11 protein-coding genes are annotated in these 12,853 nt (G+C 72.6%); 4 read left to right on the forward strand and 7 right to left on the reverse strand.

The window, feature by feature from the left end; all coding sequences use genetic code 11:
- Positions 1-88 precede the first annotated feature (88 nt).
- Positions 89-1,810, forward strand: a complete 1,722-nt coding sequence (locus ACJTNH_RS14900; RefSeq protein ID WP_458176937.1) for a putative bifunctional diguanylate cyclase/phosphodiesterase — start codon at positions 89-91, stop codon at positions 1,808-1,810.
- Positions 1,811-1,913: 103 nt separating this feature from the next.
- The gene (locus ACJTNH_RS14905) at positions 1,914-4,637 is read left to right on the forward strand and encodes an MGH1-like glycoside hydrolase domain-containing protein (protein ID WP_458176939.1); all 2,724 of its coding nucleotides are present in this window, start codon (positions 1,914-1,916) and stop codon (positions 4,635-4,637) included.
- 34 nt (positions 4,638-4,671) lie between these two features.
- Here ACJTNH_RS14905 and ACJTNH_RS14910 read toward each other — a convergent pair whose 3' ends face one another.
- Positions 4,672-5,427, reverse strand: coding sequence for a hypothetical protein (locus tag ACJTNH_RS14910; RefSeq protein ID WP_458176941.1), 756 nt, complete (start codon positions 5,425-5,427; stop codon positions 4,672-4,674).
- Entirely contained in the window at positions 5,420-6,277 is an 858-nt protein-coding gene (locus tag ACJTNH_RS14915) for a helix-turn-helix domain-containing protein (protein WP_458176943.1), read from the reverse strand. Before ACJTNH_RS14915 ends, ACJTNH_RS14910 begins: the two co-directional genes overlap by 8 nt.
- An 84-nt stretch (positions 6,278-6,361) precedes the next feature.
- On the opposite strand from ACJTNH_RS14915, the gene ACJTNH_RS14920 reads away from it, so the two are divergent.
- Complete coding sequence (locus ACJTNH_RS14920; RefSeq protein WP_458176945.1) at positions 6,362-7,015, forward strand: DUF4352 domain-containing protein; 654 nt, start codon at positions 6,362-6,364, stop codon at positions 7,013-7,015.
- Positions 7,016-7,866: 851 nt separating this feature from the next.
- Positions 7,867-8,547 carry a nuclease-related domain-containing protein gene (locus tag ACJTNH_RS14925; protein WP_458176947.1) on the forward strand — a complete coding sequence of 227 codons (681 nt, stop codon included), beginning with the start codon at positions 7,867-7,869 and terminating at the stop codon, positions 8,545-8,547.
- A 127-nt stretch (positions 8,548-8,674) separates the two neighbouring features.
- Here the strand turns inward: ACJTNH_RS14925 and ACJTNH_RS14930 are convergent, their stop codons facing one another.
- The 5 genes from ACJTNH_RS14930 to ACJTNH_RS14950 are packed head-to-tail and all read right to left on the reverse strand — an operon-like array spanning position 8,675 to position 12,821.
- On the reverse strand, positions 8,675-9,637 hold the full coding sequence (locus ACJTNH_RS14930) for an ROK family protein (RefSeq protein WP_458176949.1): 963 nt from the start codon (positions 9,635-9,637) through the stop codon (positions 8,675-8,677).
- The gene (locus ACJTNH_RS14935; protein WP_458176951.1) at positions 9,634-10,362 is read right to left on the reverse strand and encodes a copper homeostasis protein CutC; all 729 of its coding nucleotides are present in this window, start codon (positions 10,360-10,362) and stop codon (positions 9,634-9,636) included. Before ACJTNH_RS14935 ends, ACJTNH_RS14930 begins: the two co-directional genes overlap by 4 nt.
- Positions 10,359-11,321, reverse strand: a complete 963-nt coding sequence (locus ACJTNH_RS14940; protein ID WP_458176953.1) for an asparaginase — start codon at positions 11,319-11,321, stop codon at positions 10,359-10,361. Before ACJTNH_RS14940 ends, ACJTNH_RS14935 begins: the two co-directional genes overlap by 4 nt.
- Positions 11,311-12,180: an amino acid ABC transporter permease gene (locus ACJTNH_RS14945; protein ID WP_458176955.1), complete on the reverse strand. Its 870-nt coding sequence runs from the start codon at positions 12,178-12,180 to the stop codon at positions 11,311-11,313. Before ACJTNH_RS14945 ends, ACJTNH_RS14940 begins: the two co-directional genes overlap by 11 nt.
- Complete coding sequence (locus ACJTNH_RS14950; RefSeq protein ID WP_458176957.1) at positions 12,177-12,821, reverse strand: amino acid ABC transporter permease; 645 nt, start codon at positions 12,819-12,821, stop codon at positions 12,177-12,179. Before ACJTNH_RS14950 ends, ACJTNH_RS14945 begins: the two co-directional genes overlap by 4 nt.
- Positions 12,822-12,853: the final 32 nt, after the last annotated feature.

A 12,853-nucleotide genomic window follows, 5' to 3' on the forward strand; every position in this document is an offset into this window, starting at 1 on the left:
GGCTCCCCGCTCCGGAGCAGGCGACAGCGGAGGAGGCGAACGGGTGCGGCAGGTCCGGTCGGGTGCGCTCGAGGTGGCAACGCCCCGGATGACCGCCCGCGTCCTCGCGGTCTTCTACGCCTTCGGTGGTGTCGCCGGCCTGCTCGCCCTGCTGGGGGCGAGCCCGCAGTCCGACCACAGCTGGGCGGTGGCGGGGATCGCGACCGGCGCGCTGCTCACCGCTGCCGTGCTCGGGCACTGGGGGCCGCGCTGGCCGCGCGCCGTGTTCCACCTGCCGGTCGCTGCGGCCACCGGCCTGATCGGGGCCGCCGTCGCGCTGGCCCCGGACTCGCTCACCGCGCTGGCGATCGCCTCGATCGTGTCGTTCGTCGCGGTCGACGCGTTCTTCTTCTTCCGGCCCGGGCCGGCGGTGGTGCACCTGGGCGCCGCGCTGGTCGGGGTCACCACGGTGCTCGTGCTGCGCAACGACGTCCCGGTGCCCACCGCGCTGGCGCTGGTCGCGGTCGTGCTCGGGCTGGGCGTGGTCACCCGCGACCTGGCCCGGCGGGCCACCAGCGCCAGCCGCGACCCGCTCACCGGACTGGCCAACCGGCGCGGGTTCGACGACGCGCTGCAGGAGCTGCTCGCCGCCGCCGACCGGCGCAGCGAACCGCTGTCCGCGGCGCTGCTCGACCTCGACCACTTCAAGCAGGTCAACGACACCGACGGGCACGAGGCCGGCGACCTGATGCTGGTGCGGGCCGCGGAGAGCTGGGGCACCCGGCTGCCCACCGGCGCGGTGCTCGCCCGGCACGGCGGCGACGAGTTCGCGCTGCTCGTGCCGGGACTGACCGGCGACGCCGCGCTGGCCCTCGTGGAGCGGCTCACCGGGCCCGACCTCTGCACCGGCGTCTCCTGCGGGGTCGCCCAGCACGTGCCGGGGGAGACCGGGGCGCAGCTGATGCGCCGCGCCGACGCCGCCCTCTACTCCGCCAAGGCCGCCGGCCGCGGCCGCTGCGCACTCGACGGCGCACTCGGCAGCCGGCTGGTCACCGAGCTCGCCGCCGCGATCGCCGCCGGGGAGCTCGGCGTGGCGTACCAGCCGGTCATGGCGCTCGGTGACGTCGACCAGGTGATCGGCGTCGAGACGCTCGCCCGCTGGCAGCACCCCGAGCGGGGCGCCGTCCCGCCGGACGAGTTCGTCGCCCTCGCCGAGCAGCACGGCCTCATCGCCGCGCTCGGCGAGCACGTGCTGCGCACCGCCCTCACCCAGCTGACCGCGCTCCGCGCCGCGACCGGGCGGCAGCTGCGCCTGGGGATCAACGTGTCGGTGCACGAGCTGGCCGACCCCGGCTACGTGCCCCGGGTGACCGCGCTGTTCGCCGAGTTCGGCTGGCCGGCCGACCACGTGATCGAGGTCACCGAGACCCAACTGGAGTGCGACGTCGCCGTCGTCCGCCAGAACCTCGAGGCGCTCATGGGCCTGGGGCCGGTCGTCGCCGCCGACGACTTCGGCACCGGGTACTCCTCGCTCAGCCGGCTCGACGTGCTGCCCGTGCAGCACCTCAAGCTCGACACCTCGTTCACCGCGACGATCACCACCTCCGCGCGCCGCGAGCAGCTGCTGGCCAGCATCGTGGCGCTCGCCGACAACCTGGGCCTCGGGCTGGTCGCCGAGGGCGTGGAGACCGCCGAGCAGGACGCCGCCCTGCGCCGGCTCGGCTGCCGGTACGCCCAGGGCTGGCTGTACGGCCGGCCGATGGCGGTCACCGAACTGGCGGCATGGCTCGACGCCCGGACGGTGGACGGCGCCGTCCCCTCCGTGCGCTGAGCACCGGGGCGGGTGCGACGGGCGGGGCGCCCGGTGGTGAGTCGCGTCTCGGACGGCCGCGTACGACACGAGCACGCAACCCGGCCGTGGCACTGTGGAGGTCGTGTCTGCTGCCGAACCCGCCGGCCCCGTCCAGGACCCGGAGAACGCTCCCCAGGACACCCCGACCCCGCGCAGTGCCGAGCACGCCCGGCTCGCCGAGTCCGCCGACATGTCCGCACCGTGGCGGATGTGGGGCCCCTACCTCGCCGGCCGGCAGTGGGGGACCGTCCGCGAGGACTACTCCGCCGACTCCGACGCCTGGGCGTCCTTCCCGTTCGACCACGCCAACGCCCGCGCCTACCGCTGGGGCGAGGACGGCCTGGGCGGCATCTGCGACCGCTACGGCTTCCTGAACTTCTCCGTGGCCCTGTGGAACGGCCGCGACCCGATCCTCAAGGAGCGGCTGTTCGGGCTGACCAACGCCGAGGGCAACCACGGCGAGGACGCCAAGGAGTACTGGTGGGCCGTCGACGGCACGCCCACCCACTCCTGGATGCAGTGGCTCTACCGCTACCCGCAGGCCGAGTTCCCCTACGCCGAGCTGCGCGCGGAGAACGCCCGGCGCAGCCGCGACGAGCGCGAGTACGAGCTCGCCGACACCGGCGTCCTGGACGGCGACCGGTTCTTCGACGTCCAGGTCACCTACGCCAAGAACGCCCCGGACGACGTCTGCATCGTGGTGACCGCGACCAACCACGGGCCCGAGGCCGCGCCGCTGCACCTGCTGCCGCAGGTCTGGTTCCGCAACACCTGGTCGTGGGGCGGCGACAAGCGCCAGGGCGTGCTCACCCAGCTGCTCGCCCCGACGCTGACGGTCAACGGCCTGGAGGCGGTGGAGGCCGAGCACGGCTACCTCGGCCGGTACGTGCTCGCCGCGGAGGGCGCCCCCGAGGTGCTGTGCTGCGACAACGAGACCAACGCCGTCGCGCTCTTCGGCGCGCAGCGCAACGCGAGCAAGTACCCCAAGGACGGCATCAACCGCCGCGTCGTCCACGGTGACCGGGACGCGGTCAACCCCGCCGACACCGGCACCAAGGCCGCGTTCTGGTACCGCTGGGACGCCGTCCAGCCGGGGGAGACGGTCACCGTCAAGCTGCGGCTGAGCCCCAGCTCCCCGGACGACGAGACGTTCGGCGCGGAGTTCGACGCCGTCCTGGCCGCCCGCAAGGCCGACGCCGACGAGTTCTACGCCGACGTCATCCACCCGAGCCTGCCCGCCGACGACCGGCACGTCGCCCGCCGCGCCTACGCCGGCCTGCTCTGGACCAAGCAGCTCTACCGCTACGACGTCGCCCAGTGGCTCGACGGCAGTCCCGACGAGCCGGCCCCCGAGGAGCGCAGGAAGCGCGGCGGGCGCAACACCGGCTGGCGGCACCTGGCGCTCGCCGACGTCATCTCCATGCCCGACGAGTGGGAGTACCCGTGGTTCGCCGCGTGGGACACCGCCTTCCACTGCCTGCCGCTGGCGCACGTCGACCCCGACTTCGCCAAGGAGCAGCTGCTGCTCATGTGCCGCGAGTGGGCGATGCACCCCAACGGCCAGCTGCCGGCGTACGAGTGGGCGTTCGGCGACGTCAACCCGCCGGTGCACGCCTGGGCCGCCTGGCACGTCTACCGGCTCGACGGCTACCGCGACCGCGAGTTCCTCATCCGGGTGTTCACCAAGTTGCTGCTCAACTTCAGCTGGTGGGTCAACCGCAAGGACGCCGACGGCTCGAACGTCTTCGAGGGCGGCTTCCTCGGGATGGACAACATCGCGCTGTTCGACCGCTCCGCGCCGCTGCCGCCCGGCTACCGGCTGGAGCAGTCGGATGCGACCAGCTGGATGGCGTTCTACTGCCAGCAGATGCTGAAGATCGCCCTCGAGCTGTCCCGGCACGACCAGGCCTGGGACGGCGTCGCGACCAAGTTCTTCGAGCACTTCCTGGCGATCTCGCAGGCGATGAACGCCTTCGGTTCGCAGGAGGTCAAGCTCTGGCACGAGGACGACGGCTTCTTCTACGACGTCCTGGTCGCCCCCGACGGGACGTCGGAGCCGCTGCGGGTGCGCTCGATGGTCGGGCTGCTGCCGATCCTGGCGGCCACCGAGATCCCGCAGTGGGTGAGCCAGCTGCCCGACGTCGCGGCGCGGGTGCGGTGGCTGCAGAAGCGCCGTCCGGAGCTGATGGGCCCGCTGCGCAGCCGATCGACGCCCGAGGGCCGCAAGATGATCCTGTCGCTGGTCGGCAAGGAGCGGCTGCAGCGCATCCTGCAGCGGATGTTCGACAGCGAGGAGTTCCTGTCGCCGTTCGGCATCCGCTCGCTGTCGAAGTCGACCGGGCAGGTGTTCGCCAACGTCGGCGGGCGGGACGTGTCGATCGAGTACGAGCCGGGGGAGTCGCGCACCAAGCTGTTCGGCGGCAACTCGAACTGGCGCGGGCCGGTGTGGTTCCCGGTGAACGTGCTGCTGGCCGACAAGCTGCGCACGCTGGGCCGGCACTACGGCGACTCGTTCACCATCGAGATCCCGACCGGCTCGGGCGACCACCGCACCCTGGTAGAGGCGGCCGACCTCATCGACGGCTCTCTCACCGCGCTGTTCCGCCCGGTGGATGGCAAGCGCCCGGCCGACGGCAAGCGCATCGAGTCGAGTGACTCGCCGCTGTGGCGGGACCACCCGAGCTTCAGCGAGTTCTTCGACGGCGACACCGGCGAGGGCCTGGGCGCGACGCACCAGACCGGCTGGACCGCGCTCGTCGCCCACCTGCTCAATCCGCGCCTCCCCGCCGACCCCCGCTGGTCCTGACGCCCTGAGGGGCCAAAGTCGCGACTTTGCCCCCTCAGGCGGTGAGCAGTGCGAGGGCGGCCTGGCCGTTGCGGCGGGCGTCCTCGGGGAGCAGCAGCCACGCCGGCGCCGTCGGATCGGCCAGGTGTTCGCGCAGGTGCAGCAGCCGCGACCGGTCGCTGCCCGAGGGGGTCCGGTCCGCGAACGGGTCGACGCAGGCCAGCAGGACGGCGGCATCGGTCAGGTGCCGGTCGCGGTCCCGGGCGTCCGTCATGTGCGCCGCGGCCTTGAGCACCAGCGCGCCGAAGGCGTCGGGCACGCTGATCGTCGTCACCTCCGGGCCGGCGATCTCCAGCTTCGCGGAGATCGTTCGCCGTAACGCCTGGGTCCCGCCCTCGACCTGCACGAGGTCGTAGCCGCGGAACCGCTCGAGCGTCCGGGGCGGCGCGTGGTCGGCCGCGACCACGTCGACCACCGACGTCACCAGGTCGACGACGGCGCCGTCGCGGACGAAGCGGTGAGCCGTGCCGGTGCGCGGGTCGATGCTCGGTCGCAGCTGGTAGCCCAGCTGCTCCAACGCGGCAGCGATCTGGGCCGGCCGGCCTCGGCCGGTCTCGACGTGCAGCAGGACGTCGACGTCGTTGGTCGGCCGCACGATCGGCAGGCCCGCGGCGACGGCGTGCAGTTGGACCATCAGGCCGCCGATCAGCGTCCACGCATCGGCCGGGACGGCGGTGGCCAGCTCGGCGACGTCGGGCCACGGGCGCGCCCACCCACCGGCCGGTGCTGGCGGTCGTAGGACCTCAGCCACGCAGGCTGTCCAGTGCGCGATCCAGGAGACGGCTGCCGGTAGCGCGCTCCCGCGCGTCGATCGAACCGGCCAGGTCCAGCCCGGCCAACACCCGCCGGCGTCCATCGGCGAGCTCGGCCACGACGTCCAACGACATCCCGGTCGTGCGCAGGACCACACCGCCGCTGGGGTCTGCCTCCAGCCGAAAGTGGTTGATGAGCCCTGTCAGTGCGGTGTCGGCGACGTACCCGTCGAGCCGGTCGTCGGCGGCGGTGAGGTCGCCGACGCCCCGGGTCGCGCCCGAGCCGACGACCTGCTTGGCCAACCGGCTGAGTGCACGAGGGTGGGCGTGGAACCTGCCGACCACCGCCCGGTTGCGCGCGCGGGCTGCCAGCCCGACTGCGTCGAGCTCGGACAGGGTCGAACGCAAACGGGACCGCTGCGCCTGACCCAGCCACGACGCCGGCAGCCCCTCGAGCAGGGCGACGGCTGCCCACGCGGTCGGCTCCTCCCAGGCGCGGGCCCGGCTCCCCGCGCGCTGGGCCAGCCAGTGGGCGACCGAGCCGGCGTCGATGCGGTCGGTGCCGATCGCCGTCAGATCACCGCCCGCCACGAGCCGCTGCACGTGGCGGGCGGAGACGCCGAGGCGGTCCGCCGCCTGCTGCGTCGTCATCAGGGCCATACGGACAATGTCGGCAGAACGACGCCATCGGTCAAGTTGACGTCGGGGTGTGAGGTGCTCTGGTCCACCCGTTGAGCAGCGCGATCGGTGAGGGTCGTCTCCCTCACGACAGCTGTCGACGAGGCGGGTGAGACCTCTGAGACGGAGGCGGTTCGGGTCGGCGTTTAGTGCCAGTGACAGGGCCTTCACTTAGTCGACTGTGAACCCGAGCAAACCTTTCATCTCCACCTAGTTTCGGAAAAGAAGCGTCACAGACAATCGGGGAGCACGAACATGACCTACGCACCTGCGCCAGAGCAGACGCCCGCGGAGCAGCCGCAGGGCAAGACCAAGAAGCCGCTGTACAAGCGCGCCTGGTTCATCGTCCTGGCACTGATCGTCGCGATCGGCGTCATCGCCAATCTCGGCGGCACCGACGAGGCCGCCACGGAGGCTTCCGCCAGCGGTGCAGGATCTGCAGATGTAGCCGCGCCGGTTGGCGACGCCGCCGCGGAGCCGGTGGCTGAGGCCCCGGCTGAGGAAGAGTCCGGCAACCCCGGCATCGGCGAGCCGGCCGCTGATGGCAAGTTCAACTTCGTGGTCAACGGCGTCGACTGCAGCGCGACGGAGCTCGGCGACCAGTACCTGAGCACGACTGCGCAGGGGCAGTTCTGTGTCGTCGACCTGACGGTCAGCAACATCGGCGACAAGGCCCAGAGCTTCTTCGGTGACAACGCCAAGCTCTTCAACGCGGAGGGTCAGGAGTTCTCGGCCGACTCCGAGGCTGCGATCTACCTGGCGGACTCCTCCTCGCTCTACGAGGAGATCAACCCGGGCAACTCGCTGAACAGCAAGGTCGTGTTCGACGTGCCGGCCGGTACCACTCCGACCGCGATCGAGCTGCACGACTCGGCCTTCTCCGGCGGAGTGACCGTCGACCTCCAGTGAGCTGAGGACGACACAACGGGGCTTCCCGCCGCATCGGTGGGGAGCCCCGTTGTGTCGTATCAGCCACTGCGTCCGCCGTTCTCCGAGAGCTCGCTGCCCGAGCCGCCCCGACGGCAACCCGGCCAAGTCCAACGGCGCCGCCGGTAGAGGACCACCCAGCTTCGTTGACGGTCTTCAACGAGAGAACACGCGCGGTGGGCCGGCTCCACTCGGTGAGACACGTCAGAGACGGCTCTCCCGCGACCGTGGGCAAAGCAGATAGCTGGCCCGCTTTCGACTAGACAGGATCATGTGGACCCTGTCGTGAGCTACGCCGCGGTCAAGCCTTCTGGCCTGGTCGAGGAGGCGGAGGCCACGTACGGCATCGTGACGATCGCCCGGCATGGTCGTGAGGGGCCGTGCTGATGGGCGCGCCGGATGTCGACTCGTCGAAGAAGACGATCCCCTGGTTGTCGCAGCCGGAGTCCGGGAGGACATCGCCGCGGCACGACGCCAGATGGACGAAGGGCAGGCCGTGTGCTCGGAACGTCCGGACGGAATTCGGGGGCTCTCCGACTGAGTGCGCCCTCGACGTCCAGACCTCGTAGACCACGCACCGACGACTGCGTCAGCTACCGGCCCTAGGGCGCGCCAGTCGTTGTCGAGATCTTCAGCGCGGTCCTGCCGCAGACTCGGGGTGCGGCTGAACACCGCCACAGATGAGGTCGAGGGCCGTTGTGGTCTGCGGCCCCGAGCACCAGCGAGCCACCTCTTCCGAGTGCACGCGCGACGATCAGGTCGGTAACCGCAGACCACCCCCGGTGAACCCCTTGGGGGAAGCGATGCAGGCGCTTTCCCGGTGGACTGTCGAAGTGGACAACCGTTCCCTCGACCGAGGTTCTCCCGGCGGCACTCTGCTGCGCACATACGAGCAACGGCGTGCTGCCCGGGAGCAACGGATCCGTCAGCGCTTCCCACGGATCGGCGGCATGGTCCTCGCCTTCTCGTCCGAGCCTGCGAGCACGGCCAACTTCAGTCGCGGGGCCGAGGCCGAGATCCGTGTCGCCCGGTACCTGACGAGACGTTGCGGCCCGGAGGTGGAGTTGTTGTTCAACCGCCGCCTGAGCAGGCGAGGGCGGAGCGGCGACATCGACGTCCTGGCAGTGACGCCGAGTGGGGTGCACATCGTGGACGTGAAGCGCTACCAGGGTGCCAAGGTGCGCGTACGACGTACCGGAGGCTTGATCCAGCCGATGAAGGAGCAGCTGCTCATCCGCGGTCGGGACCAGACGCGGCTGCTCGTCTCCGTGAGTCAGCAGGAACAGGTGGTGCGCGCGCTCATGAGCCAGTTGCCGAACCACGCCCACATCCAGTTGAGCACTGCCATGTGCTTCGTTGATGCGGATCTGCCGCTGCTGCCGGAGAAGATCGCCGGGACCGCCATGCTGGGTCGACGAGCACTCGTCCGGCGGCTCAACAGACCGGGTCACCTGGACGTCGAGACGCGGGAGAGGCTGGTCCGCCATCTAGCCCACCACCTGCCGTCGGCGTGACGGCTGGCCCTGACGTACTTGCTCTGAGGCAGGGGCGCCGAGTCCACGACGGGGATGTGCCACGTCCTCGGGTGCGCGACGCCTGACCCCAGGCGGACATGTTGGCGAACATGGCCGCCTGGGGGCGTCAGGGGGTGGGGGCTCCCAGGAAGGCGGCTCGGGTCCAGGTCGGCAGGGAGTCGGCGTGGCCGGTGGCGCGAAACGCCAGGGCGGCGGCGCCGATCCAGCCGGCTTCGCTGCCGAGTTCGGCGGCCTTGACCGGTGGCGCGGGGCGCCAGGCCAGGCCGGCGGCCAGGGCGGCGCGCAGCGGTTCCAGCAGGGCGTCACCAGCGGCGGTGAAGCCGCCGCCGAGCACGATCGTGGTCGGGTCGAGCAGCAGGGTGGCGGTCACCAGGCCCTGGGCCAGCACGGCCATCGCCTCGGCCCACACCCGGTCGGCGTCCGGGTCGGCACCCAGCCGGGCGACGACGTCCTCGGCGGGCAGGGCGACGCCGGTGCGGGCGGCGTAGCGGCGGGCCAGGCCGGCGCCGGAGGCGTACACCTCCAGGCAGCCGAACTGGCCGCAGGTGCAGGCCTCACCACCCGGGACGAGCGGGATGTGGCCGAGCTCGCCGGCCGCCCCGCCGTCGCCGGTCACCGGCCGGCCGTCGGTCACCAGCGCCGCGGCGACGCCGGTGCCGATGGTGACCAGCACGAAGTCCGAGACGCCGCGCGCCGCCCCGAGCAGCTGCTCGGCCAGGCCCGCCGTCCGCACGTCGTGGCCGGTGACGACCGGCAGGCCGGTCGCGGCGGCCAGCTCGGCCCGCAGCGGCACGTCGCGCCAGTCGAGGTTCGACGCGTAGACCACGGTGCCGGTCGCCTCGTCGATCATCCCGGGGGTGACCACGCCGGCGCCGACGACGTCCAGGTCGTGCTCGCGCGCCACGGCGGCCAGCGCACGGAGGTGGCCGGCGATGGCGCCGACGGTGTCGGTCGCCGGGTCGGTGGGCCAGCGCTCGACCACCACCGGCCGCCCGTCGCTGGTGACGACCGCGCCCTTCATCGAGGTGCCGCCGACGTCGATCGCCAGCACCGCTGCTCCCGAGCTCACGAGGCGAGCGCCTCGACCACGGCGCGGATCGGGCCGGCGGAGGTCGCCAGCCGCGGCACGTCGTAGCTGACCGCGGTCGCCGAACCGGACGACGCGGCGACCGGCTCGGCCGCCCGCAGGTGCACCTCGGGCACCCCCGTCTCCGCGACGAGGGCGGCCACGTTCGACCCGCGCACCGAACCGCCTGCCAGCACCTGCACCCGCCCGGCCGCGAGCTGCACCAGCCGGCGCAGCACGTCCGCACCCTCCGCGGCGGTCGGCGCGCCACCGGAGGTGAGCACCCGGGACACCCCGGCCTCGATCAGCACCGGCAACGCCCACGGCAGGTCGGGCAGCGTGTCGAAGGCCCGGTGGAACGTCACCGGGCACGGCCCGGCCGCGGCGACCAGCCGGCGCAGCACGTCGACGTCGACAGCGCCGTCCGGCGTGAGTGCGCCGACGACGAACCCGACCGGCACGGAGGCAGGCAGCGCCCGCACGGCGGCGATGTCGGCGAGCATCACGTCGACCTCGGCGGGGGAGTAGACGAAGTCCCCGGAGCGCGGCCGGACGAGCACCTGCACGCCGATCCGCGACACCCGCTCCAGCACCGATCGCACCAGCCCGATGGACGGGGTCGTCCCGCCCTCGGACAGCGCCGCGCACACCTCGACCCGGTCGGCGCCGCACGCCTCGGCGATCGGGGCGCCGTCGACGTCGTCGATGCAGATCTCGACCGCGGTCACCGGCTCGCCAGCCAGGCCCGGACGTCGGCGCCCGGCTCGATCGCGCCCACCGGCACCCCGCCGCCGAGCACCGGCACCGACGTCCACGCGCTGGCGGCCGACACGTCGACGCCGAGCGCCCCGAGCACGGTCAGCGCCAGCAGCGTCGTGGCCCGCGGGTTGCCGTCGACGACCTTCATCGCCACCGCCTGGCCCTCCGGCCCGGCCACGCCGATCACGCCCTCCGCGCCGCCCTTGGCCACCGTGCCCGGCACGAGCTCCATCACCGCCGAGTTCTGGTGCCCGGTGCCCCCGACGTAGAACGGGTGCGTCCGCATGGCGGATGCGACGAGCGCAGCCGGCCCACCGGCGTCGAGCGACAGCGACCGGAACGCCGTCGCCAGTCCACGCACCGTGGTGCCGAACAGCGGGGCGCCGCAGCCGTCGATCGCGTCGTGCCGCACCGGCGCGCCGGTCAGCTCCGCGGTCACCTCGCGCACGCGCTGCTGCAGCGGGTGCACCGGGTCCAGGTAGGTGTCGGTGTCCCAGCCGTTCACCGCGGCGGCCAGCAGCATCGCCGCGTGCTTGCCCGAGCAGTTCATCCGCACCCGGCTCCGGTCGAAGCCGGCCCGGATCAGCCGGTGGCGGGTGCCCTCGTCCTCGGGCCAGTCGGCCGGGCACTGCAGGGCCGACTCGTCCAGCGAGGCCCGTTCCAGCAGCCGGTCGACGACGGCGACGTGCGCGTCCTCGCCGGTGTGGCTGCCGGCGGCGATCGCCAGCTCCGGCCCGGTCAGCGGCGCGCCGGCGGTCAGGCAGGCCAGCGCCTGCAGCGGCTTGGTGGTCGACCGCGGCAGCACCGTGGCGTCGACGTCACCGAGGGACAGCGCGACCGACCCGTCGGCGTCCAGGGCGAGCAGCGAGCCGAGGTGCCGGCTCTCCACCAGGCCCGAGCGGCGGACGACGGCGAGTTCAGCGAACAACGGGGGTCTCCAGTTCACGGTCGGCGGCCTGCTCGGTGGGCGCGGACGGCGGCGCCACCTGGCGCCGGACCCGGGTGCGCAGCCGTGCGGCCAGGTAGGACAGCGCGCCGTTGAACACCAGGTAGACCAGCGCGACGACCAGGAAGGTCTGGATCAGCAGCCGGTTGTAGGCGCTCAGCACCTGCGCCCGGTACAGCAGCTCGGTGAAGGCCACGACGTAGCCCAGCGAGGTGTCCTTGATCAGGCTCACCAGCTGGGTGATCAGCGAGGGCGTCACGTGCCGCAGCGCCTGCGGCAGGACGACGAAGCGCATCGCCTGCCCGCGGCGGATGCCCAGGCTCAGCGCCGCCTCGGTCTGCCCGCGCGGCAGGGCGAGCACCCCGGCGCGGACGATCTCGGCGACGACCGCGGCGTTGGCGATGGTCAGCGGCACGGCCAGCTTCCACAGCAGCGGCAGGTTGATCCCGTAGGCGGGCAGGCCGAACAACATCAGGTAGATCAGCAGCAGCACCGGGATGGTGCGGGCCACCTCGATGTAGCCGGTGGACAGCCAGCGCACCGGCCGGTGCTGCGACAGCCGGCCGACGGCCAGCAGCAGCCCGAACGCGCCGGACAGCACGGCGACCACGGCCGCGGCCAGCGCCGTCCCGCGCAGCCCGACCAGCAGGTACGACCAGATCGGCCACTCGGTGAACGGTGCCCAGCGGTCGGCGTCGAGCTGGCCGCGCGAGCCGAACTGCACCAGCGCGAGCGCCAGCAGCCCGGCCAGCACCAGCGCGCTGACCACCGAACCGATCATGATCCGCCGCCGGGCACGCGGCCCGGGGGCGTCGTACAGGAACGCACCGCTGTGGCTCATCGGTGGATCGCCACCTTCTTCTCGATCCGCCCGGCGGCCAGGCCGATGGCCAGCGCGAGCGCCATGTAGGTGAGGCCGGCGGCGGTGAAGATCGGGATCGGCTGGGCGGCGACCAGGTTCACCTTGTTCACCGCCGAGGTCAGCTCGACCACGCCGACCGTGGCGGCCAGCGCGGTGTTCATCAGCAGCGCGATCATCACGTTGCCCAGCGGCTGGACGACGGCGCGCACCGCCTGCGGCACGACGACGTACCGCAGCGTCTGCGACAGCCGCAGCCCCAGCGCGCGGGCCGCCTCGACCTGGCCGGGCGCGACGGTGTTGATGCCGCTGCGCACCGCCTCGGCGACGTAGGCCGCCTCGTACACGACGAGCACCACGATCACCGTGGTGGTCAGCGGCATGAGCAGCCCGGCGTCGGGCAGCGCGAAGACGAACAGCAGCAGCAGCGCCAGCAGCGGGACGTTGACGAACACCTGCACGTAGGCGAACGCGGCCCCGCGCAGCACCGGGATGGGGCTCACCCGGGCCACGGTGACCAGCACCCCGAGCACGAGGGAGCCGACCGCGGAGACCACCAGGATCAGCACGGTGGTCCCGAGCGCCCTCAGCAAGGGGTCCAGGTTCTCGATCAGTGCACTCACGTCGTCGTCCTCTGCTGGCGCTGCTGCTTCAC

This window comes from Modestobacter lacusdianchii (genome assembly GCF_054177765.1).